This window comes from Streptomyces sp. NPDC088116, from assembly GCF_044741745.1.
Lineage (GTDB): Bacteria > Actinomycetota > Actinomycetes > Streptomycetales > Streptomycetaceae > Streptomyces.
Window position 1 is genome coordinate 367982 of the sequence record NZ_JBIUTF010000004.1, and the last position, 21087, is coordinate 389068.

General features: G+C 70.3%; 22 protein-coding genes. 3 read left to right on the forward strand and 19 right to left on the reverse strand.

The features are described 5' to 3' along the window. Positions 1 to 4 precede the first annotated feature (4 nt). The 13 genes from ACIOJD_RS18560 to ACIOJD_RS18620 form a co-directional block, all read right to left on the reverse strand. Positions 5 to 955: a glutamate ABC transporter substrate-binding protein gene (locus ACIOJD_RS18560; RefSeq protein ID WP_401914586.1), complete on the reverse strand. Its 951-nt coding sequence runs from the start codon at positions 953 to 955 to the stop codon at positions 5 to 7. 29 nt (positions 956 to 984) lie between these two features. Beyond that, positions 985 to 1728 (reverse strand): amino acid ABC transporter ATP-binding protein, encoded by a 744-nt coding sequence (locus ACIOJD_RS18565; RefSeq protein WP_401914589.1) that lies wholly within the window; start codon positions 1726 to 1728, stop codon positions 985 to 987. Between the two features lie 165 nt (positions 1729 to 1893). Next, positions 1894 to 2337 carry a DUF6278 family protein gene (locus ACIOJD_RS18570; RefSeq protein ID WP_401914590.1) on the reverse strand — a complete coding sequence of 148 codons (444 nt, stop codon included), beginning with the start codon at positions 2335 to 2337 and terminating at the stop codon, positions 1894 to 1896. A 107-nt stretch (positions 2338 to 2444) separates the two neighbouring features. Further along, positions 2445 to 3224, reverse strand: a complete 780-nt coding sequence (locus tag ACIOJD_RS18575; RefSeq protein WP_401914593.1) for an exodeoxyribonuclease III — start codon at positions 3222 to 3224, stop codon at positions 2445 to 2447. Between the two features lie 106 nt (positions 3225 to 3330). Then, positions 3331 to 3963, reverse strand: a complete 633-nt coding sequence (locus tag ACIOJD_RS18580) for an MBL fold metallo-hydrolase (protein ID WP_401914595.1) — start codon at positions 3961 to 3963, stop codon at positions 3331 to 3333. A gap of 151 nt (positions 3964 to 4114) precedes the next feature. After that, complete coding sequence (gene pcaC, locus ACIOJD_RS18585) at positions 4115 to 5401, reverse strand: 4-carboxymuconolactone decarboxylase (RefSeq protein ID WP_401915529.1); 1287 nt, start codon at positions 5399 to 5401, stop codon at positions 4115 to 4117. 91 nt (positions 5402 to 5492) lie between these two features. Continuing rightward, the gene (locus tag ACIOJD_RS18590) at positions 5493 to 6071 is read right to left on the reverse strand and encodes a hypothetical protein (protein ID WP_401914597.1); all 579 of its coding nucleotides are present in this window, start codon (positions 6069 to 6071) and stop codon (positions 5493 to 5495) included. Continuing rightward, entirely contained in the window at positions 6068 to 7228 is a 1161-nt protein-coding gene (locus ACIOJD_RS18595) for an ROK family glucokinase (protein WP_401914599.1), read from the reverse strand. The genes ACIOJD_RS18590 and ACIOJD_RS18595 overlap by 4 nt, the downstream gene beginning before the upstream one ends. A 266-nt stretch (positions 7229 to 7494) precedes the next feature. Further along, on the reverse strand, positions 7495 to 8403 hold the full coding sequence (locus tag ACIOJD_RS18600; RefSeq protein WP_401914602.1) for an ATP-binding cassette domain-containing protein: 909 nt from the start codon (positions 8401 to 8403) through the stop codon (positions 7495 to 7497). Then, on the reverse strand, positions 8400 to 9467 hold the full coding sequence (locus tag ACIOJD_RS18605) for an ABC transporter permease (protein WP_401914605.1): 1068 nt from the start codon (positions 9465 to 9467) through the stop codon (positions 8400 to 8402). Before ACIOJD_RS18605 ends, ACIOJD_RS18600 begins: the two co-directional genes overlap by 4 nt. Further along, entirely contained in the window at positions 9464 to 10480 is a 1017-nt protein-coding gene (locus ACIOJD_RS18610; RefSeq protein WP_401914606.1) for a sugar ABC transporter substrate-binding protein, read from the reverse strand. The genes ACIOJD_RS18605 and ACIOJD_RS18610 overlap by 4 nt, the downstream gene beginning before the upstream one ends. A 133-nt stretch (positions 10481 to 10613) precedes the next feature. Then, complete coding sequence (locus ACIOJD_RS18615; RefSeq protein WP_401914609.1) at positions 10614 to 11123, reverse strand: cupin domain-containing protein; 510 nt, start codon at positions 11121 to 11123, stop codon at positions 10614 to 10616. 55 nt (positions 11124 to 11178) lie between these two features. After that, positions 11179 to 11946 (reverse strand): MBL fold metallo-hydrolase, encoded by a 768-nt coding sequence (locus tag ACIOJD_RS18620; protein WP_401914612.1) that lies wholly within the window; start codon positions 11944 to 11946, stop codon positions 11179 to 11181. Positions 11947 to 12011: 65 nt separating this feature from the next. On the opposite strand from ACIOJD_RS18620, the gene ACIOJD_RS18625 reads away from it, so the two are divergent. Continuing rightward, complete coding sequence (locus ACIOJD_RS18625; RefSeq protein WP_401914614.1) at positions 12012 to 12701, forward strand: TetR/AcrR family transcriptional regulator; 690 nt, start codon at positions 12012 to 12014, stop codon at positions 12699 to 12701. A 239-nt stretch (positions 12702 to 12940) separates the two neighbouring features. After that, a complete protein-coding gene (locus ACIOJD_RS18630; RefSeq protein WP_401914617.1) occupies positions 12941 to 13498 on the forward strand; it encodes an SMI1/KNR4 family protein in 558 nt (185 codons plus the stop codon). 15 nt (positions 13499 to 13513) lie between these two features. Here the strand turns inward: ACIOJD_RS18630 and ACIOJD_RS18635 are convergent. Beyond that, a protein-coding gene (locus tag ACIOJD_RS18635; RefSeq protein WP_401915531.1) for an IS5 family transposase occupies positions 13514 to 14391 on the reverse strand; the annotation gives its coding sequence in 2 pieces (ribosomal slippage) (positions 13514 to 14031 and positions 14031 to 14391; 879 coding nt in all). Between the two features lie 216 nt (positions 14392 to 14607). Next, a complete protein-coding gene (locus ACIOJD_RS18640; protein ID WP_401914620.1) occupies positions 14608 to 15396 on the reverse strand; it encodes a GntR family transcriptional regulator in 789 nt (262 codons plus the stop codon). 101 nt (positions 15397 to 15497) lie between these two features. Here ACIOJD_RS18640 and ACIOJD_RS18645 point away from each other — a divergent pair, with 101 nt between their 5' ends. Next, positions 15498 to 16502 carry a Gfo/Idh/MocA family oxidoreductase gene (locus ACIOJD_RS18645; RefSeq protein ID WP_401914623.1) on the forward strand — a complete coding sequence of 335 codons (1005 nt, stop codon included), beginning with the start codon at positions 15498 to 15500 and terminating at the stop codon, positions 16500 to 16502. 93 nt (positions 16503 to 16595) lie between these two features. On the opposite strand, the gene ACIOJD_RS18650 is transcribed toward ACIOJD_RS18645, so the two are convergent. The 4 genes from ACIOJD_RS18650 to alc form a co-directional block, all read right to left on the reverse strand. Continuing rightward, entirely contained in the window at positions 16596 to 17786 is a 1191-nt protein-coding gene (locus ACIOJD_RS18650; RefSeq protein ID WP_401914625.1) for a cytochrome P450, read from the reverse strand. Positions 17787 to 17790: 4 nt separating this feature from the next. Further along, the gene (locus ACIOJD_RS18655) at positions 17791 to 18489 is read right to left on the reverse strand and encodes a response regulator (protein ID WP_401914627.1); all 699 of its coding nucleotides are present in this window, start codon (positions 18487 to 18489) and stop codon (positions 17791 to 17793) included. Further along, on the reverse strand, positions 18486 to 19712 hold the full coding sequence (locus ACIOJD_RS18660) for a sensor histidine kinase (RefSeq protein ID WP_401914630.1): 1227 nt from the start codon (positions 19710 to 19712) through the stop codon (positions 18486 to 18488). Before ACIOJD_RS18660 ends, ACIOJD_RS18655 begins: the two co-directional genes overlap by 4 nt. A 240-nt stretch (positions 19713 to 19952) precedes the next feature. Continuing rightward, positions 19953 to 21065 (reverse strand): allantoicase, encoded by a 1113-nt coding sequence (alc, locus tag ACIOJD_RS18665; RefSeq protein ID WP_401915533.1) that lies wholly within the window; start codon positions 21063 to 21065, stop codon positions 19953 to 19955. Between the last annotated feature and the right edge of the window lie 22 nt (positions 21066 to 21087).

Below are 21087 nucleotides of genomic sequence, written 5' to 3' on the forward strand. Positions count from 1 at the left end.
GGCCTCAGCTCGCCGGGTAGCGGTCGATGGGCGGCGGCGGGGTCGCCGGGCGGCCGGAGAGGCCGAGGGTCGCGTCGTACGCCTTCTGCCAGTTGCCGTTCTTCTCGTTGACCGCGAGGGCGTCGTCGAGCGCGATGCGCAGGGCGTTGTCGCTGCGGGGGACGCCGATGCCGTACGGCTCCTTCGAGAAGGGCTTGCCGACGACCTTGAGTTCGTCGGGGACCTTGGCCGCGTAGCCCTGGAGGATGGTGTCGTCGGTGGTGACGGCGTCGACCTGGAAGGTCAGCAGATTGTCCACGCAGACGGAGTAGGTGTCGTAGCCGACGAGTTGGACGCGCGGATAGTCGTGCTGGATCCGCTGGTACGGAGTGGACCCGGCGGCCGAGCAGACGCGTTTGCCGTCGAGGTCCTGGGGGCCGTGGATGTCGTTCTCGTCGGTCCGTACGAGGAGGGACTGGCCGGCCATGTAGTAGGGACCGGCGAAGCCGACGAGCTTCTTGCGGTTCTCGTTGATGGTGTAGGTGCCGACGTAGTAGTCGATCTGGCCGTTCTGGAGGGCCGTTTCACGGTTCGCGGAGGCGATCGTACGGAAGCGGATCGTCTTCGGATCGAAGCCCAGGGACGCCGACATCATCTTGGCGATCTCGATGTCGAAGCCGGAGTAGACGCCGGTGGCGGGGTCCTTCTCGCCCATGTACGGCTGGTCCTCCTTGACTCCGACGACCAGGTACCCGCGCCGCTTGGCCTTGGACCAGGTCGGCGAGTCGGGCAACCGGAAGCCGTGATCCACCCGGTAGTGGGGCAGCGCGTCGGGCCGCGGGCCCTTCACGGGCGGGCTGCCGGGCTTCCCGCAGCCGGCGGCGAGCACGGTGATCAGGAGGAGGACGAGTGCCGTGAGGGTTCTTCCCGCCCGTGGCACGCGGTTCGCGCGCGGCGTACGGCTCTTCCGTGGCATGCAGCCGGTCATCATCAACCGCACCCCCGTCAGTGCTTGAGGATCTTGGAGAGGAAGTCCTTGGCCCGGTCGCTCTCCGGGGCGTTGAAGAAGTCCTCCGGAGTGCGGTCCTCGACGATGCGGCCCTCGTCCATGAAGACCACACGGTTGGCGGCGGAGCGGGCGAAGCCCATCTCGTGCGTGACGACGACCATGGTCATGCCCTCGCGGGCCAACTGCCGCATCACCTCCAGCACTTCGTTGATCATCTCCGGGTCGAGCGCGGAGGTGGGCTCGTCGAAGAGAAGGGCCTTGGGGTCCATGGCGAGCGCGCGGGCGATGGCGACGCGCTGCTGCTGGCCGCCGGAGAGCTGCGCGGGAAGCTTGTCGGCCTGCGAGGCGAGCCCCACCCGGTCGAGCAGTTCCCGGGAACGCCGGTCGGCGTCCTCCCTCTTGCGCTTGCGGACCTTGATCTGCGCGAGGGAGACGTTCTCCAGGACGGTCTTGTGCGCGAAGAGGTTGAACGACTGGAAGACCATGCCCACTTCGGCGCGGAGCCGGGCGAGGCCCCGGCCCTCCTCGGGCAGCGCCCGCCCTTCGACGGTGATACGGCCCGACTCGATGGTCTCCAGCCGGTTCATGGCCCGGCAGAGCGTGGACTTGCCGGAGCCGGACGGGCCGATGACCACGACCACTTCGCCTCGGCCGACCGTGAGATCGATGTTCTGAAGGACGTGCAACTGCCCGTAGTACTTATTGACGTCACGCAGTTCGATCAACGAATCGACGGCCATACGCTGCCCCACCCACTCTCGGCTGTGTCGAGGTCAGCGCAAACTATCCAGCCGGACAAGGGACTTCACAGACGACACGCATGAAAAGGGCATAAGCCGTATTTACTGCCAAGGGGTACGCGGCGGCGAGGAGCCGGTGCGGCAGCGCCGGGCGCCGGGCCTGTGTCAGGACTCGGCCGCCTCCGCGTACACCTGGGACAACTCGGGCGCTCCGGTGGCCGCCCAGTCGAGGCCGGCCTCGACCACCTCGATCTCCCGCCCGGAGACCAGAGTGACCACGGGATGTCCACCCGGCCAGATGTTCCAGACCGCGCCGGGGACCGTACAGACGATCACCGTACCCAGGTAGAGACCCGCGTCGTTGCCCAGCCAGGGCAGCTCCTCCGGGTCGTCCCGCCAGCGCGGCGGAAGCTGGTCGAGGGCCTCCAACGAGGCCGGGGAGTCGTCCAGTTCGAGTCCCTGCTGTCCTGCCCGAGCGCGCAGCAGCTCGCACTCGGAGAGCAACTCGGCGACACCCTCCGGCTCACCGCCGCCGGCCGAGGCCGGCGACGTCCCCTCCTCGTCGCCGTGCCTCTTGCGCCAGTTGTCCAGGAAAGGGAATTTGTTCATACCGGTCAGCCTGCCATTCCCCCTGGCGGGGCACCATAGGACGCGCGGACCGGCCGCGCGGGGCGACCACCGCCCCCGGACCCTCGGCGGCCTTGCCGGTCGCGGAACTAGACCTCGATGTCCACCACGACGGGGGCATGGTCCGAGGCGCCCTTGCCCTTGCGCTCCTCGCGGTCCACATAGCTGTCCTTGACGGCGCCCGCGAACGGTCCGTTGCCGTACACCAGGTCGATGCGCATTCCCTTGTTCTTGGGGAAGCCCAGCTCACGGTAGTCCCAGTAGGTGTACGGACGGTCGTACTTGAGCGGACGGGGCACCACATCGGAGAGACCCCGCTCACGCAGCGCGGCGAGCGCGTCACGCTCGGCCGGGGTGACATGGGTGGCCCCCTCGAACCGGGACAGGTCCCAGACGTCCTCGTCGGTCGGGGCGACATTGAAGTCACCGAGGACGGCGAACGGCCGCGCGCCCGCCGCGTCGTCGGCCACCGCCGTCCGCAGCGCCTCGAACCAGCGCAGCTTGTACGCGTAGTGATCATGGCCGACCTCGCGGCCGTTGGGCACGTAGACCGACCAGAGACGGACCGGGCCACAGGTCGCGGAGATCGCCCGGGGCTCCTCCACCCCGTCGTACTCCGGTCCGCCGGGGAGGCCCTTGACGACGTCCGCCAGGCCGACCCGGGAGAGCAGTGCCACTCCGTTCCACCTGCCGGTGGCGTTGACCGCGGACTCGTAGCCCAGCTCACGCAGCTGGTCGGCGGGGAACTGCTCCTCGCCGCACTTGGTCTCCTGGACGCACAGCACGTCCGTGCCGCTGCTCTCCAGCCAGGCCAGCAGCCGGGGCAGCCGGGCGGTGATCGAATTGACGTTCCAGGTGGCGATGCGCATGCGTGACAGCCTATCGGCGGGGTCTGACAGCGAGGACCCGACAGCCGGAGGACCGGGGATCACCAGGTCCGGTGATCATCGGACGCGGAGGCCACAGGGCCGGGGATCACAGGTCGGTGGAGTCGCCCGGGGCCAGGCGGCCGTGCTCGGCGCCGCCGAGACCGCCGATCTGGGCGTCGTAGATGGGCCGGGCCAGATCGGTGAGCAGGGCGTCGTGGATATCGAAAGCACGCCGCGGCGCGACCTCCCGTACGTACTCGATCACCTCGGAGATCTTGCTCCAGGGCGCCTGGACGGGCAGCATCAGCGTCTCGACGGGGTGGTCGGGAACGGTCAGCGCGTCGCCCGGATGGAAGACCGAGCCGTCCACGAGATAGCCGACGTTGGTGATGCGCGGGATGTCCGGGTGGATCACGGCATGCAGCTCTCCGTGGACGCGGACATCGAAGCCGGCGGCGGTGAAGGCGTCGCCGTGGCCGACCGTGTGCACCCGGCCGGGGAAGGCCGCGGAGAGCTGCCCGGCGACGCTGCGCAGCGTCCAGAGTTCGGCCGCCGGATTGGCCTCCAGGCCGGCACGCAGCCGGTCCTCGCTGAAGTGGTCGGGGTGCTCGTGCGTGACGAGGATGACATCGGCGCCGTCCGTGGCGTCCTCCTCGGTGAAGGAGCCGGGGTCGATGACGAGCGTGCGCCCGTCCTTCTCCAGCCGGACGCAGGCGTGCGTCTTCTTGGTGAACCTCATCGCTGACCGCCTTTCCTGGGTTTCCGGAGCGCTAGGGGATTCCGGGGCGCTCGGGGTTTCCGGGGCGCTCGCGTTTCCCTCCCGTGCTCTTCCATACGGAGGCACGTTCCCCGGGGCTTCCTTACGGAGGACGGGCCTCTAGGCCATCGTGCTACGCCTCGGGCGTCGTCTCTTCCTGGATCACGGCACCGACCACCCGGAAAGCCGTGTTCGCGGCCGGAACGCCGCAGTAGATGGCCGCCTGGATCAGCACTTCCCTGATCTCGGCCGGGGTGAGTCCGTTGCGCAGCGCGGCCCGGGTGTGGAAGGCCAGCTCCTCCAGGTGTCCGCCCGCGACCAGCGCGGTCAGCGTCACGGCGCTGCGGGTACGGCGGTCCAGGCCCTCCCTGGTCCACACCTCACCCCAGACGTAGCGGGTGATCAGGTCCTGGAAGTCTCCGCCGAAGCCGTCGGCGGCGGCCATGGCGCGGTCCACATGCGCGTCTCCGAGGATCTCTCTGCGCACTCTCATACCGGTCTCGTACGGGTCGGAGCGCCCGTTCGCCACGGCCTCGGGCTGTTCGGCGGGCGCTATCTCGGCGACCGGGCCGACCGTGGCGGAGAGCGGGGGCGCGGCCATCCGGTCGGGCATCACCGTCAGGCCGGTGGAGGTGTCGGACGGGTTGTACCAGGCGGTGGAGAAATGGTGGACGAGCAGGTCCGTGACGGCGACGGGCTGCTCCACGGGCGCGAGGTTGGACGCTCCGGGCACCAGCGCCAGCCGCGCGTCGGGGATCCCCGCGACCAGGGTGCGCGCCTCGGCCGGTCCGGTGACCTGGTCCTCGGCGCCGACCAGGACCAGGGTCGGTACGCCGATACGGCCGAGTTCCGCCCGTATGTCGAAGGCGGCGAGAGCCTCACAGGCGGCGATGTAGCAGCCGGGGTCGGTGGTGCGGACCATCTGGACGGCCCACTCGACGATGGCGGGCTGGGCGGCGGCGAAGCCCGGGGTGAACCAGCGCTCGGGCGCGGTGCGGGCCATCGGATCCAGTCCGTTGGCCCGGACGATCACCCCGCGCTGGCGGAACTCGTCGGCCGTACCGAACCGGGGCGAGGCCGCCACCAGCGCGAGCGAGGCGATCCGGTCGGGGCGGCGCAGCGCCAGTTCGGCGCCGATGGCTCCGGCGATGGAGCAGCCCGCGTACCCGAAGCGCTGCACGCCGATTCCGTCGAGCGTGGCCAGCAGCCGCTCCGCCAGTTCGGGGACGCTGGTGGCGGGGTGTGCGGGGGCACCGCCGTGGCCGGGCAGGTCGAAGCGGAGCACTCGCCACTGACGGGCCAGCTCGGGTATCTGGCGATCCCACATGTGCCAGGTGGTGCCGAGGGAAGGTCCGAGAATCAGGACGGGGGCGTCCTCCGGACCGTCCATGCGGTATTGCAGGGTCTTGGGGGGCGTCATCGTCTCACTCACTCGCGCCACGTTAGTAAGGGCGTGGCGTCGCGACGGTCACGGGGTGGCCGTCACCACGAGGTGAAGGCCGGTGTGGAGATCATGGAGTTGTGGTGGAGACGACGTACACCCGGGGGAAGCCGGGATCGGACAGATCGACGACGACGTCCTGACTGGGGCGCGGCCGCTCCTGCCGGTGGCGGGTGCCCGCCCAGTCGTGGCCGGGGATGGCGAAGTTCCAGCCGACGGTGGCCCGGTCTCGGGGCGTGATGGTGATGGCGCCGTCCTTGAGCGCGGAGCGGCTGGTCCCCATCTCGGTCAGGAAGGTGTCGAGCCGCCCGGAGGTGACGTCGAACTGGACGTAGAGCCGGCTGGTCTTCCAGTTGCTCGTCTCGAAGTAGCGCACGCCGGTGGCCCCGGCGGGGATCGGCACCTCATAGATGGCGCGCTTCATCTTGGAGGGGCGCAGATGCTGGAGTCCGGTGGCCGAGGACTCGGCCTCCTTGCTCCGGCCGCTCTCCCGGCTCTGTCCGGCCGAGATCACCAGATAGCCGGCCGGGATGCCGATGAGCAGCACGATGACGATGGCCGTCAGCCAGCGGCGGCGGTTGCGGTGGCGGCGGTCCTCCGGCGGCTTGCCGCCCTCGCCCGGGGTCGATGGCTGTCGGGACACGGTCATGAGGGCGGTTCCTGGGTCGGGCGGGCGGTACGGATGGCCTGGGCGTAACGCTCGTACCGTTCGTAGCGCTCCACCCGGCGCCGCTTGGCGCGGCGGAAGCGCCGGGCCACCAGTCGGGAGAGGTCGGCGGCGCCGACCATGCCCGCCTCGGGTCCGAGCTGCGCCTTGACGATCCGGGCCTCGGGGCGGTAGCCGCGGCCGGTGAGATGGCGGCGGAACGCGTCACGGGCGGGGCCGATCAGCAGGTCGTCTGCGGCGCTGACACCGCCTCCGATGACGAAGCAGGACGGGTCGAGGGCGGCGGCGAGATTGGCGATGCCGACGCCGAGCCACTGCCCGATGTCCTGGAACAGCTCGATGCACATGGCGTCGCCCTCGCGGGCGAGTTCGGTGATCAGCGGTCCGGTGATCTCGTGGACGTTGCCCTTGACGCGGTCGATGATGTTGTACGCGACCGGGGAATCGGCCGCCGCCAGCTCCCTGGCCTCCCGTACGAGGGCGTTGCCGGAGCTGTACTGCTCCCAGCAGCCTCGGTTGCCGCACGGGCAGCGGTGGCCTCCGGGCACGACCTGCATATGGCCGAATTCGCCGGCGACACCGAACTTGCCGCGCTTGACCTGGCCGTCCTCCAGGATGGCGCCGCCGATGCCGGTGCCGAGCGTGATCATGACGAGGTGGTCCTCGCCCCGTCCGGCGCCGAAGCGCCACTCGGCCCAGGCGGCGGTGTTGGCGTCGTTGTCGACCATCACGGGGACGGCCAGCCGCGAGGAGAGGGCGTCCCTGAGGGGTTCGTCGCGCCAGGCGAGGTGGGGCGCGAACAGCACCTTGGAGCGGTCGGCGTCGACCCAGCCGGCCGCGCCGATGCCGACGGCGTGCACATCGTGCCGGTCGGAGAGATCGAGCACCAGCTCGACGATGGTGTCCTCGACGACCCGGGGGCTCTTGGACTTGTCCGGCGTCTCGGTGCGGAGCTTCTCCAGGATGTTGCCGTCCGGATCGACGACCCCGGCCATCACCTTCGTACCGCCGATGTCGATTCCGACGGTCGGGACGCGCGGCGGGGCGAGCAGGGAGCGGCGCTCACGGGCGCCGACGGTCCGCAGGACGGTGGCGCGGGCGGTGCCCCGGTGGGTCGCGAAGTCGCGGTAGGTGCTCATCGGCCCCGCCCCCTCGGGCCCGTCGGCTCCGGCTCGCCGCCCCACCTGTGTGCTCGGCCTCTGAGTACTCGCACGAGTCGTGTCGTCCCTGCGGGTCGGGGGCCGCTCGCCCGGGTGGGCGGCGGCGGCGGACGGCGTCCGCCGTGGCAGATTCTGCCATCCGGGGCGGGTGAGGACGCTGTGCGGCCCGGCGGAGGCGTTCGACGCCGCCGCCGGGGCCCACGGGTCCGGTCGCGTCCGGTCAGTTCCGGTCGCGACCGGACGTGTCAGTCCTCGCCCCTGCTCCCGTCCGCCGGATGACCGCTCACGTCGCTCGGATGACCGCTCTTGTCGCTCGGATGACCACCGAGGTGAGTGGGGACGGGAGCCCGCTCCAGCTCGTGACTCAGCTCCTCCAGTTCGGAACCGCCCGCCATCTGGCGGGTCAGCTCGTCCAGAGTGATCGAGTCCTTGGTGTGGCTGCCCGCCATGGCACCGCGCTTGAGCAGCACGAAACGGTCGCCGACCAGGTACGCGTGGTGCGGGTTGTGGGTGATGAGCACCACTCCGAGTCCCGCGTCACGCGCGGCGGCCACGTACTTGAGCACCACGCCGGACTGCTTGACCCCGAGCGCCGCGGTCGGCTCGTCCAGGACGAGGACCTTCGCGCCGAAGTAGACGGCGCGGGCGATGGCCACACACTGGCGTTCGCCGCCGGACAGGGTGCCGATCGGCTGGTCGACATCGCGCAGGTCGATGCCCATGCGCAGGAGTTCCGTGCGGGTGGTCTCGCGCATCAGCCGGACGTCGAGCCGCTTGAAGGGCCCACGGCCCAGGGTCGGCTCGGAGCCGAGGAAGAAGTTCCGCCAGACCGGCATCAGCGGTACGACGGCGAGGTCCTGGTAGACCGTGGCGATGCCCCGGTCCAGGGCGTCGCGCGGGGAGGCGAGGGTGGTCTTCTCCCCCTCGATCAGGAAGTCACCCGCGTCATGCCGGTGCAGCCCCGCGATGATCTTGATCAGGGTGGACTTGCCGGCGCCGTTGTCACCGAGCACGCAGCTGATCTCGCCCGCGCGGACCTCCAGCGAGACGCCCTCCAGGGCGCGGACGTTGCCGTAGTACTTACTGACGTTGTCGAGTTCGACCAGTGAGGCCGTCGGTTGCGCCGGTGTCGTCGTGTCGGCCGGTGCCGTCATCGGGAAGCCTCCGCACGCTTGCGTACCCACGCGTTGAGCAGGGTGGCCAGAAGGAGCATCGCTCCGAGGAAGAACTTGAACCAGTCGGCGTTCCACTCCGCGTACACGATGCCCTTGTTGGTCATGCCGAAGATGAACGCGCCGACCGCGGAGCCGATCGCGGAGCCGTAGCCGCCGGTGATCAGACAGCCGCCGATGACGGCCGCGATGATGTAGATCAGCTCCTGGCCGACGCCCTCGCCGGACTGGACGGCGTCGAACGAGAACAACCGGTGCTGGCCGGAGATCCAGGCGCAGAAGGCCACGCCCATGTACAGCGCGATCTTGGTCTTCATGACCGGGACACCGACCGCTCGGGCGGCGTCCGCGTTACCGCCCGCCGCGAAGATCCAGTTGCCGAAGCGGGTCCGCAGCAGGATCCAGGTGGCCAGCGCGACCAGCGCGGCCCACCACAGGATGGTGACCTTCAGGCTGACGTCGCCGATGGTCAGCTGCGAGGCGAAGACCTTCCTGGCGGACGGGAAGCCCTCCATGTCGCCGATGCTCTTGGTCGAGACCGTGCCGCTGATCAGCTTCGTCAGGCCGAGGTTGAGACCGGTGAGCATCAGGAAGGTGCCGAGCGTGACGATGAAGCTCGGCAGTTTCGTACGGGTCAGCAGGACGCCGTTGAAGGCCCCGATGGCCAGCGTGACCAGCAGCGACACCAGGACGCCGACCCATACGTTCGCCGTCATCTGGAAGCTGAACATCGAGGAGATCAGCGCGGAGCTGACCACCATCACACCGGCCGAGAGGTCGAACTCCCCGCCGATCATCAGCAGTGCCACCGGGACCGCCATGATCCCGATCGTGGAGGCCGCGTAGAGCACGGTGCCGAAGCTGGAGGCCCGCAGGAAGGAGTCCGCGAAGACCGAGAAGAAGAGGAAGACCGCCACCGCGCCGACGACCGAGCCCAGTTCGGGCCGGCCGAGCAGCTTGCGCAGCGGTGACGTACGGAGCAGACGCTCGTCGTCGCCCGCGGTCTTCTCCGGCCGGTCGTCCGCCGGTGGTGCGGTCGCGCTCATCGCGTCCCCCTCTTCGTGTACTCCTCCAGCGCCCCGGCGTCCTCCTTGGTGACGACCTGCGGCCCGGTGAGGACCGGGCGTCCGCCGCCGAGCACATCGGCGTTGTACCGGTAGAGCCAGAGCAGGTCCACGGCCTCGTACCCCTGGAGGTACGGCTGCTGGTCGACGGCGAAGCCGAGCGTGCCGGACTCGAGGTCGGAGGCGACCTTGGCGTTGAGGTCGAAGGTGTCGACCTCGGCCTCGCTGCCGGAGGTCTCCTTCGCCTTGACGGCGGCGTCGGCGAAGGGGGCGCCCAGCGTGACGACGGAGTCGATGCCGTGGTCGGCCTGGAGCTTGGCCTCGATGGACGCCTGGACGTCCGGCAGGCTCGTACCGTCCACGTACAGGTTCTGGAGCTGCCCGCCGAAGGCCTTCCTGGCTCCGGCGCAGCGCTGCTCGTGACCGACGTTGCCCTGCTCGTGGACGACGCAGAGCGCCTTCTTCTTGCCGCGCTTGTCCAGCTCCTCGCCGACGGCCTCACCGGCGATGGTCTCGTCCTGGCCGATATGGCTGAGCGCGCCGAAACTCTTCGACTTCTCGACGCCGGAGTTCACGGTGATCACCGGGATTCCGGCCTTGACGGCCTTGGTGACGACGGCCTTCATGGCGTCGGGCTTGGCGAGCGTGACGATCAGTCCGTCGACGTTCTTGTCGATGTAGGACTGGACGAGCTGGGCCTGCTCCTGGCCCTCGTCGCTGTTCGCGTAGAGGAAATTGATGTTGTCCTTGACGGCCGCCTGCTCGGCGCCGTTCTGGACGATGTCCCAGAAGGTGTCGCCGTCTCCCGAGTGGGTGACCATCGCCACGGTCCACTTGGGGGTGTTCACGGCGGACCGTCCCTCGGCGGTGGCCTGCTGGGCCCGTTCCTCGGCGCGCTTGCCGCCCGTGCTGCTGCATCCGGCGAGGGTCGAGACCCCCAGCGCTGCCGCCAGCACCGCGCCGATTGCGCGTACCCCTGTCCGAACCGTTGCCACGACGCCGTGCCCTTCTTGCTGTACTCCTCGGTGCGGCCGGGGCTCGTTCAGTCCCGGCCCGGCCGCCCAAGTATCGGTCATGCCTGTTCGGAGGGTGGGTGGCGGGTACATCACAAGATCCGCCGGACAGGGCTCAGACCGGCCCGTTCGAGTCCGTATCCTCGGGCAGGATCACCATGTCGATGTCCTCCCGTCCGAGTAGCGGGCCCAGCGCCATGCCGCGCTCCGGCGGCCAGAACTCCGGCTTCCGGCCGGCGACGGGGTCGTCCCCGCCCTCCAGCCACAGCCCCTCGCCGCCGCCGGGGGTGAAGAAGGACACCATGTGCGCCTCTTCGTCGGTGACGTTCCGGAACCGGTGCCGCGTGCCCCTCGGCACGAAGACGAGGTCACCGGCGTCCGCCACGAAGGTCTGATCGCCGTTCAGGAACTCCAGCGAACCCGATATGAGGTAGAAGGACTCGTCGGCGCTCTTGTGCACATGGGCCACCGGACCGCTGCCCGGAGGCACCCAGCAGACCGTGAAGCCCAGTGCGCCGTCGGTGGACGCGGCCGGTGCCATGGTCTCGTAGACGTCGCCGGACATCCACTTGACCACCCCCTTCCCGGCGGGGACGTGCAGGACACGCGGAGCGTAGTAACTCATTTCGTTTCCTCAGGAGTTGGAAGCCGGAAGTCGAGAGTCGGAGGTGCGCGGACGGTCAGTGGACGCCGGCCTCCCGCGCCCGCCGAGTGGCCGCACGGACTCCGTCGCCGAACGGTGCCCCGTGGCCCGGCAGCAGTAGATCCGCCTTCAATTCGTCGAGGCGGTCCAGCGCGGCGAGCGCGGCCCGGCTGTCGTGGGTGAAGCAGCGGCTCACGAGCGTGGGTCCGGTGCGGCCGGCGAAGCCGTCCTCCGTCACCAGGGCGTCACCGGTGAAGAGCAGCCTCCGGTCGGCGAAGAGATACGCGGCACTGCCGGGAGTGTGACCCGGCAGCACGACGGCCTGCGGGGCGCCGGGGACGTCGTCCAGCACCTGGTCGGCGTCGAAGACCCGCGCACCCCGCACAGCGGGCGCGGTGAAGGCTCCCGCGCGGGCCAGTCGGAGGGGGAGGGCGAGCGCGGAGGGCCTGCGCAGGAGATAGGGCAGCATCGAGCGCTCGGGCCTGGCGTGCCGCATCGCGCTGCGCGGGCCGTCGCGCAGGATGACGGCGTCCGGTCCGTGGATCCAGATGGCGGCGCCGGCCTCCTGGAGGGGCCGGGCCAGGCCGGTGTGGTCGAGGTGGCCGTGAGTCAGGAGCACGGCCCGGACATCGGACAGGGAGCGGCCGAGGCCGCTCAGCAGTCCGCGCAGCTGTTCCAAGTGGGAGGGCAGCCCCGCGTCGACGAGGACGAGACCGTCGGCGCCCTCGATCAGGTAGAAGTTGACTCCGTGATCGCCGAGGAGATGGACACCGGGGGCCACCTGTGCGGGCGCGGGATAGGGCATACGAGCCTCCTGCAACCGGGCAGAATTCGATACAGTCGACTGTAGCAAATTTGGAGGATGCGTTGATGGCAGGTGAGACGCCACGCCGGTCCTACAACTCCGAGCGCCGGCGCGAGGCCGCGTGCCGCAACCGCGCCGCCGTGCTGGCGGCCTGCCGTGAGCTGCTGTTCCGGGACGGCTACCACGCCACGACCGTGCGTGCCGTGGCCGAGGGGGCGGGTGTGTCGGCCGAGACGGTGTACAAGACGTTCGGCGGCAAACCAGGCATGGTCAAAGCCCTGTGGGATGCCACGCTGGCCGGGGACGACGAACCGGTGCCCATGGCGGACCGCCCCCAGACACGGGAGATCCTGCGGACGCGGGACCCGGTCGTCAAGCTCCGGCTCTACGCCGCGTACGTGCGCGGCATCCTCGAACGGACCGCCCCGCTGTTCGCCCTGCTGACCCAGGCCGGGCCGGACGTCGGGGAGGTCCTGGAGACCGGCGAGCGGGAGCGGCTCACCGGCGTCACCGCGTTCGTCACCCACCTCGACGAGACCGGCGCGCTGGCACCGGACGCGGATCCGGCCCATCTGTCGGACGCCCTCTGGGCCCTGACCGGCCCGCAGCTGTACACCCAGCTCACAGCGGGACGGGGCTGGTCGATCGAGACGTACGAGAAGTGGCTGACCACCACGCTCACAGCCACGCTGCTGCGCTGGACGGAACCGAGGTTCTGTGCGGCGGATCGTGGTCGGAGCTGTGACGAGCAGTAGAGCCAGCCCCTCGCGACTTCCCCGGCTAACCCATGAATCGTCTGCCTACAGGCCGCGCCCGTGCGGGGGGGGGATCGCTGCAAGCCAAGCCGCACCCGCCGCAGGATCCGCCGAGGCCGTGCTGCGTCCCGACGGCGGTTTCAAGGGCCAGGTCGCCGCCGGGGCAGCACACGCCTCGATTGTCAGTGGGTCGTGTGAGGCTGTCCCAGACCCACCGTATGAATCACCGGAGTTCAGGTATGACGACCCCTTCGCCCGTGACGGTCGCGGAATGGCGCGCGTTCCTCAGCGACTACAACGCCAGGCACATCAACTCGGACGAGGTCCGTGAGGCCATCGAGGAGCATCGGCAGGTCATCAGTGAGGAACGGCTGGAGGCCGGGTGGGCCGGTGCCGAACCGGCCGGCGAGGAAGCGATCGTGGCCGCCGAGGAGCGGCTCGGGGTGAGGCTTCCTCCCTCGTACCGAAACTTCCTCCGGGTCAGCGACGGCTGGGAGGACATCGGGTTCGTCGACCTGTTCCAGGTCGGGGACATCGGCTGGTTCGCCGACCTGTGCGCCGACCTCATCGAAGCGTGGTCGGACATCGACTCCTTCGTGGACCATCTCGCCATACTCAAGCGCTGTCTGCTGATCGGCGACGACAACGGCGGCAGCGGCTGCTACTGGCTGCTGCACGCCGACAGCATCGGGGAAAACGGCGAGTGGACCGTGTATGAGTGGTGGCCCGGCGACGGTGACGACCCCGAGCCTTGCCACGACTTCGCTGCCATGGTGCGGGAAGCAGTGCACTCCTAGGTTCTGTGCGGCTGATCATGGTCGGAGCCATAAGCGGATTGCCGCAGCGGTGATCGTGCCGTGGAAGACGCAGGCCCTCTTGTCGTAGCGGGTGGCGACGGCTCGGGGGGGCAGCCGGTTGATTGTCCGCTCGACCTCGTTGCGGCGTTTGTAGACATCGCCGTCGAAGCCAGTGGGCCGGCCGCCCCTGCTGCCGCGTCGTTGGCGGTTGGCCCGTTGGTCCTTCGGCTCGGGGATGGTGTGCTTGATCCGTCGTCTGCGCAGGTAACGTCGGTTTCGGCGTGAGCTGTATGCCTTGTCGCCGCCCACGTGGTCCGGCCGGGCGCCTGGGTGGCCGCCCTGCGGGCGGGAGACACGGATGCGTTCGAGGACCTCGATCATCTGTGGCGCGTCGCCCCACTGGCCGGGGGTGAGCAGGAAGGCCATCGGTCGGCATCCGCCTTCACCCGCGAGGTGGATCTTGCAGGTCAGACCGCCCCGGGACCGTCCAAGTCCTTCGTCCGGGCGGTGGTGCCGGGGCGTTGTCCTTTTTTCGGGACGCGTGGTTTCCTCTTTCGGGCACCGGCCGCGTGTTGATGGGCACGGCAGGACGTCGAGTCGACGCTGACCATGCTCCAGTCGATCCGGCCCGCAAGATCGGCATCCGCTTGGACGGCACGCAGGATCCAATCCCACGTGCCGTCCGCCGACCAGCGCCGGTGTCGTTCATAGACGGTCTTCCCACTGCCGAAACGCTCAGGAAGGTCCCGCCACGGCGTGCCAGTCCGGACCCGGAACAAGATCCCGTTGATCACCATGCGGTGATCCGTCCACCGCCCGCCACGCTGTCCCGGCATCGGCAAGTGCGGCTCCAGCCGCACCCACTCCGCATTCGTCAGATCACCCCGCCCGATGCCGGATACAACGAGCAGGCAATCCGACGGTCACATGATCCGCCGGACACTGCCTAAGGGTGTCCCGCAATCCCCGGCGGGCGCACGACGACAGCTAGGTCGCCTCGCCACGTTGTCGGAACGTCCACATACATCCAGTATGCGGACGCCCCTCCGCCTTGCGATGCACCGCATCCGACGCCGCACGCTGATCCACCAGGGATTACGGGACAGCCCTTAGGACCGTACGAGCAGCTGGAACTCGAAGGAGTAGCGCGAGGCGCGGTAGGTGTGCGAGCCGAACTCGACGGCCCGTCCGGTGTCGTCGAAGGTGGTCCGCTCCATCGTGAGCAGCGGGGCCCCGGCCGGTTCCGCCAGTCGCTCGGCCTCCTCGTCCGTGGCCGTCCGCGCCCCGACCGTCTGCCGGGCGCTGTGCAGGGTGATCCCGGCGGACCGCATCATCCGGTACAGGCCGGTGGTCTCCAGGCGCGCGCTGTCGCAGTCGAACAGCCCGGTGGGCAGGTGGTTGCGCAGGAACGCCATCGGTTCGTCGTGCGCGTACCGCAGCCGCTCGATGAGGACGACCTCCGCGCCCTCCGTCACCGCGAGCGCCGCCGCCACCTCGGCCGTGGCCGGGATGACCGTGTTGCGCAGCACGCGCGTGGCTGGGCGCTGGCCCGCCGCCTCCAGATCGTCGAAGAGACTGCTCAGCTCCAGCGGGCGCTTGACCTGGCTGTGGACGACCTGGGTGCCGACGCCCCGGCGGCGCACCAGCAGGCCCTTGTCGACCAGGGACTGGATGGCCTGCCGGACGGTGGGACGGGACAGCCCGAGGCGGCCGGCCAGCTCGATCTCGTTGCCGAGCAGGCTGCCCGGTGCCAGCCTGCCCCGCTCGATGGCGGCCTCCAACTGCTGCGAGAGCTGGAAGTAGAGCGGGACCGGGCTGGTGCGGTCGACGCTGAGCTGGAGCGGCGCGGCGGGATCCGTCTCCTGTCCGGGTTGGGCTGATCTTGGCTGATGGGGCACGGGGCGAGCGTAGTCGCACTGAATGATGACGGGAAGTCGTGAAGTTCGATTGTCAGGACAAACGCTTGACACCGTGAGTGGCGGACGGTCACCTTATGGCCATGCGCATCGGACTCATCGGCACGGGCCGTATCGGCACTTTCCACGCTGACGTGCTCAGTCGTCATCGCGAGGTCGGCTCCTTGGTAGTCGCGGACACGGACGCCGTACGGGCGTCGAAGGTCGCCGACCGGACAGGCTCGACCGCCGCACCCTCGGTGGACGAGATCTTCTCCTGGGGCGTGGACGCCGTGGTGATCGCCTCGGCCACCTCGTCCCACGCCGATCTGATCAGCCGCGCGGCGCGGGCCGGTCTGCCCGCCTTCTGCGAGAAGCCGATCGCCCTGGACCTGGCGGGCACCCTGGGCGCGCTGCGCGAGGTCGAGTCGGCGGGCACGGTGCTCCAGTTGGGCTTCATGCGCCGCTTCGACGCGGGGTACGGCGCGGCGCGCGGGCTCGTACGGTCGGGCCGGCTCGGCCGGCTGCACACCGTACGGGCCATCACCTCCGACCCGGCGCCGCCGCCCGCCGCGTATCTGCCGCTGTCCGGCGGGCTGTACCGCGACTGTCTGGTCCACGACTTCGACATGATGCGCTGGGTCACCGGACGGGAGGTGGTGGAGGTGTACGCGACGGGGTCGGACGCGGGGCCCGCGATGTTCGGCGAGGCCGGTGACATCGACACCGCGGCCGCGGTGCTGACCCTGGACGACGGGATGCTCGCGACGGCCACGGCCACCCGCTGCAACGGCGCGGGCTACGACGTACGTATGGAACTGGCGGGCGAGCTGGACCAGTTCGCGGTCGGTCTCGACGACCGTACGCCGATCACCTCGACCGAGCCGAAGGGCCCGCCGCCCTGCGACAACCCGTGGCCGGGCTTCCTCGAGCGGTTCGCCCCGGCGTACGAGGCCGAGCTGGACGCCTTCCTCAAGGTCGTCACCGGGGAGCTGGACAACCCGTGCGACGGTCGGGAGGCGCTGCACGCGCTGCGGATCGCGGAGGCATGCGAGCTGTCCCGGCATGAGCGGCGCCCGGTGCCGCTGGCGGAGATCCCGGGTATCTGAGCCCGTTCGCGAGCGCCCGGCGCGCCGTCCCGCCTTCCTGCGACGGCCGGCAGGCGGGAAGTGCCCCGGGCGCTCGCGGGGACCGTGCTTGCGCTACCAGCGCAGCGGCAGTCGGCGCACCCCGCGGATCAGCAGGCCCGGCAGCCATTCGTACGGTCCCGCGTCCGGATCGAGCGCCAGGTCCGGGCAGCGCTCCAACAGCGAACGCAGGGCGATCCGCGCTTCCAGGCGGGCGAGCGGGGCGCCCAGGCAGAAGTGGACGCCGTGGCCGAAGGCGAGGTGGCTCTGGCTTCGGCCCGGTGTGGTGGAACGCCGTATGTCGAAGGTGTCCGGGTCCGGGAAGCGGGCCGGGTCGCGGTCCGCCGAGGCCAGCCCGACCAGGACCATCTCGCCGGCCGGGATCACCGTGTCACCGAACGGGACCGGCTCCCGGGTGAAGCGCATCGTGCTGGTCTCCACCGGCCCCTCGTAGCGCAGCGTCTCCTCGATCGCCCCGTCGAGAAGGCCGAAGTCGGCGCGTACCTCGGCCAGTTGGACGGGGTGGGCGAGCAGGGAACGTACCGCGTTGGAGATGAGATTGACGGACGTCTCATGGCCGGCGATCAGCAGTACGTAGGCCCAGCCGCGCAGTTCGTCCAGGGAAAGCCGGTCGCCGTCCTCCGCGCGGGCGCGCAGCAGGGTGGAGAGCAGATCGTCGGCGCTCTCGCCGGAACGCTTGGCCTCGATCAGTTCGTCGAGGTACGCGCAGAGCGCGGCGAGGGACTCGTGCGCACGGGCCGGGCTGGTCGGCGCGACGATCTCGTTGGACCAGGAACGGAAGACGTCACGGTCCGCGAGCGGTACGCCGAGCAGTTCGCAGATGACGATGATGGGCAGCGGAAAGGCCAGTCCGTCGACCAGGTCGCCCCGCCCGGCCGGGAGCATGGCGTCGAGCAGTTCGTCGGTGATCCGCTGGATGCGCGGGCGCAGGTGCTCCACCCGGCGCGCGGTGAATTCGGGCGCGACCAGCTTCCGCAGCCGGGTGTGGTCGGGCGGGTCGAGGGCCAGGACATGCGGACCGAACATCGCGTCCATCTGCTCCTTGCCCACGGCCGCCGACGACTTGGTCAGCCGGGGGTCGGTGAGTGCCCCGCGCCCTTCCTCGTAACCGACCACCAGCCAGGCGCCCTTGCCGTCCGGGCCCTTCAACTGGTGAACGGGGCCGGTCTCCCGCAGCTTCGCGTAGTACGGGAAGGGGTTGGCGATGAAGTCCGGTCCATAGTCCGCTAAATCGATGAGCGTCATCCGGTCAGCGTACGTCGCTGTCGCGAGCGTGGGTGTCGGTTGTGATCAGCTCCGCGTCGTGCGCCAACAGGGCTATCTGCACGCGGTTGTTGAGGTCGAGCTTGGCCAGGATCCGGGAGACATGGGCCTTGACGGTGGGGACGCTCATATAGAGGGAGGCGGCGATCTCAGCGTTGGACCGGCCCTGTCCCACGGCGAGCGCGACCTCCCGTTCCCGTTCGGCGAGGGTCGCGAGCCGGGCCACCGCCTGCGCCGCGGCGGCTCCGCGGGTGCCCGCGGGCACTCCCGCCACCTGGGTCATCAGCTGACGGGTCACGACCGGTGAGAGCACCGGATCGCCCGCCGCCACGCGCCGTACCGCACGGACGATCTCGGCGGGCGGGGTGTCCTTGAGCACGAACCCGGCGGCTCCGGCGCGCATCGCCCGCACCACCTGTTCGTCGGCGTGGAAGGTGGTCAGGACGAGGACTTCGGGCGCGTCCGGGGTGCGGCGCAGGCTCTCCGTGGCGGTCAGTCCGTCCATGACCGGCATCCGGATGTCCATCAGCACCACATCGGGCGCGCACCGTTCGACCAGGGCAGCGACCTCGGTGCCGTCGGACGCCTCCCCCACGATCTCGATGTCATCGGCGCCGCCGAGCATGAAGGTCAGTCCCGCACGGACGAGCGGGTCGTCGTCCACGATGATCAGCCGGATCGTCATGACGTCCACGGTAGCCAAGCGCGAACGGCGAATCCGCCGTCGCCGGTGGGTCCGTGCTCGAACCGGCCGCCGGCCAGCGCGGCGCGCTCGGCCAGACCGATCAGCCCCTGTCCCGATCCCGGCACCTTAGGGACCTCGCCCACGGGCGCGGCGTTGCGCACCTCGACGGTGAGCCCGTCCCCCGGTCCGCCGCCCACCTCGACGGTGGAGCCGGTGCCGGGCGCGTGTTTACGGGCGTTGGTCAGGCCCTCCTGGGCGATGCGGTAGGCGGTACGGCCGATACTCGCGGGCACGGCCGACGGATCGTCGACGCTGCTGTCGAGCGTGACCGCCATGCCTGCCTGGCGGGACTCGGCGACCAGGGAGTCGAGGGTGGCGAGGGTGGGTTGCGGCCGGTCGCCCTCGTCGCCCGGCGCGCGCAGCACACCGATGATCATGCGCAGATCCTGGAGGGCTTCGTGCGCGCTGTCCCTGATCACCCCAGCGGCCCTGGCGACCTCGGGCGCGGGTGCGTCCGGCCGGAATTCGAGGGCGCCCGCGTGGACGCTGAGCAGGGTGAGCCGGTGGGCGAGCACGTCGTGCATCTCCCGGGCGATCGCCTCGCGGGCGAGCCGCTGCGCCTGCTCGGCCCGGAGATCCGCCTCGGCCTCCGCGCGCGACGCCCGCTCGCGGAGCGCGACGACCAGTTGGCGGTTGGCCCGTACGAGCATGCCCCAGCCGGTCACCAGCAGGACCAGGACCACGCTGGCGACGACCCCGGTCAGCAAGGGGGTCGCCGGATCGGGCCGTATCAGGGGCTGGACGGCCCCGGTCACCGTGGACAGCCCGCCGACGATCGCGACGGGCCGGAACGGCCGGTGCACGGCCACCACGAACAGCGCCACCAGCGCCGCCCCGCCGACGGCCGGCGCCACCGCGCTGAGCAGCGCCAGCACCAGGGCGATGCCCATCGGCCGGCGCCGCCGGGCCCACAGAGAACAGCAGGCCAACACTCCCGCGACCGTGTCGAGGAAGACGACACCGTCCGAATTGCCGGCCCGTTCGCTCACCGCGAGGCCGACCAGGCCGATGCCCACGGCGACGAGGAACATCAGGGCGTCGACGCCCCAGTCGCGCACGGTACGGCGTGGCCTGGCACTGCCCCGGTCACCGGGCAGTCGGGGCCCCCTCGTCGGACCGATCATCTCCGAGGGGAGCAGCCAGGCGTAGTCCGTGCGTGTCATGTCCCCGAATTTACGTGGGGGGGATGGCCGGTCGGGACGCCGTGACCGAAGGAAGCGACCAAAGTCGCGCGGGGGTCGACTTTCGGCGGTGCGCCTGCCCGTGGGGGGCGGGTCGCCGGATCCGCGCCCCGGCGCACCGCACCCCCGCCGGGAGGCGCACCACCTCCGCGTCCCCGGAGCGCCGGGGGGGCGCACCGCACCCGCGCCCCGCCGGACCGCCCGGAGGTGGACCGCTACGGTTCAGCCACCCAACTCCCGGTGACGGGCCGCCAGTCGGGACGCGCCCTGCTCCGTGAGCGAGCCGAAGAGGCGCAGCCGTGAGATCCCGCCGTCGGGGAAGATATCGATCCGTACGTCGGTCGCGACCGCGCCGGCCGGCAGCACGAAGCGGTGGTTCGTGTCGGGCTGGAGCCGGGTCCGGGGAAGGACCTCGGACCAGTCGCCCGTCCCGCCGTCACGGACGGACAGCGTGGCCCAGCCGGCCGCGTTCCCCTTCAGGTAGGCCGTGTCGATCTCGACGGCACGGATCTCCGCCTGCTCCACCAGCCGGTAGCTGATCCAGTCGTTGCCCTTGTCCCGGCGCCGCCGGGTCTCCCAGCCGTCGTCCATCTTGCGCGAGCGGCCCGGCTGGATGGTGTTGGTCGCGGGCGAGTAGAAGCGGTCGGACGCGTCCTCGACCCGGCCGCCGTTCTCCAGCGCGACCAGGTCGAACGTACCGAGCGCACCGAGCCACGCGGGATCGGGCGCGACCTCGCCGTACACCCGCAGCCGGGCGATCCCGCCGTCGGGATGCTGGTTGACCCGCAGATGGGTGAAGCGCTGCGCGGTGTCGACCGTGAAGCCGTTGGCGGCATGGCCGCCGATGGCCGTACGGGGTACGAGCGTCGTCCACTTGATCTCCCCGCCGAGGAGATCGTCGGGGGACGGGGAGCCGGGCAGCGAGGTGCCCTCCACCGAGACCGCCTGCGGGTAATTGCCCCGGAAATGGGCGGTGTCGACGACGATTCCGTGAATCACGCCGGGTGCGCCGAGCCTGACCAGTGCCCAGTCGTGGTCCTCGTCGGTGGGATGCGGACGCTCGGCGCCGGTGCCGCGCCTGCGCCGGGTCTCCCAGCCGTCCATGATCTTGCCCTTGTGGCCGAAGCGCTCCGGGTCGAACTCGGCGGCCTCCGGCTCCAGCATGTTCTCGCGCTCGGCGAAGAACTCGTCGTTGGCGGCGATCACCCCGGCCCCGAGCCGCCGGTCGGCGAGATCGGTGAAGTGGGTGAACGGGAAGTCGGCGGTGCGGTAGTCGGCGTACGGATGACCGCCGCCGTACGGACGGGCGTCACCGGTGAACGAGGGTACGGGCACGGAGGCTTCGGACGGTCGGGCT

What these genes read in the sequence shown, in the direction of transcription:
- ACIOJD_RS18560 (WP_401914586.1), bottom strand. Translation starts at nt 955, where the DNA reads ATGCCACGGAAGAGCCGTACGCCGCGCGCGAACCGCGTGCCACGGGCG.
- ACIOJD_RS18565 (WP_401914589.1), bottom strand. Translation starts at nt 1,728, where the DNA reads ATGGCCGTCGATTCGTTGATCGAACTGCGTGACGTCAATAAGTACTAC.
- ACIOJD_RS18570 (WP_401914590.1), bottom strand. Translation starts at nt 2,337, where the DNA reads ATGAACAAATTCCCTTTCCTGGACAACTGGCGCAAGAGGCACGGCGAC.
- ACIOJD_RS18575 (WP_401914593.1), bottom strand. Translation starts at nt 3,224, where the DNA reads ATGCGCATCGCCACCTGGAACGTCAATTCGATCACCGCCCGGCTGCCC.
- ACIOJD_RS18580 (WP_401914595.1), bottom strand. Translation starts at nt 3,963, where the DNA reads ATGAGGTTCACCAAGAAGACGCACGCCTGCGTCCGGCTGGAGAAGGAC.
- pcaC (WP_401915529.1), bottom strand. Translation starts at nt 5,401, where the DNA reads ATGACGCCCCCCAAGACCCTGCAATACCGCATGGACGGTCCGGAGGAC.
- ACIOJD_RS18590 (WP_401914597.1), bottom strand. Translation starts at nt 6,071, where the DNA reads ATGACCGTGTCCCGACAGCCATCGACCCCGGGCGAGGGCGGCAAGCCG.
- ACIOJD_RS18595 (WP_401914599.1), bottom strand. Translation starts at nt 7,228, where the DNA reads ATGAGCACCTACCGCGACTTCGCGACCCACCGGGGCACCGCCCGCGCC.
- ACIOJD_RS18600 (WP_401914602.1), bottom strand. Translation starts at nt 8,403, where the DNA reads ATGACGGCACCGGCCGACACGACGACACCGGCGCAACCGACGGCCTCA.
- ACIOJD_RS18605 (WP_401914605.1), bottom strand. Translation starts at nt 9,467, where the DNA reads ATGAGCGCGACCGCACCACCGGCGGACGACCGGCCGGAGAAGACCGCG.
- ACIOJD_RS18615 (WP_401914609.1), bottom strand. Translation starts at nt 11,123, where the DNA reads ATGAGTTACTACGCTCCGCGTGTCCTGCACGTCCCCGCCGGGAAGGGG.
- ACIOJD_RS18620 (WP_401914612.1), bottom strand. Translation starts at nt 11,946, where the DNA reads ATGCCCTATCCCGCGCCCGCACAGGTGGCCCCCGGTGTCCATCTCCTC.
- ACIOJD_RS18625 (WP_401914614.1), top strand. Translation starts at nt 12,012, where the DNA reads ATGGCAGGTGAGACGCCACGCCGGTCCTACAACTCCGAGCGCCGGCGC.
- ACIOJD_RS18630 (WP_401914617.1), top strand. Translation starts at nt 12,941, where the DNA reads ATGACGACCCCTTCGCCCGTGACGGTCGCGGAATGGCGCGCGTTCCTC.
- ACIOJD_RS18645 (WP_401914623.1), top strand. Translation starts at nt 15,498, where the DNA reads ATGCGCATCGGACTCATCGGCACGGGCCGTATCGGCACTTTCCACGCT.
- ACIOJD_RS18650 (WP_401914625.1), bottom strand. Translation starts at nt 17,786, where the DNA reads ATGACGCTCATCGATTTAGCGGACTATGGACCGGACTTCATCGCCAAC.
- ACIOJD_RS18655 (WP_401914627.1), bottom strand. Translation starts at nt 18,489, where the DNA reads ATGACGATCCGGCTGATCATCGTGGACGACGACCCGCTCGTCCGTGCG.
- ACIOJD_RS18660 (WP_401914630.1), bottom strand. Translation starts at nt 19,712, where the DNA reads ATGACACGCACGGACTACGCCTGGCTGCTCCCCTCGGAGATGATCGGT.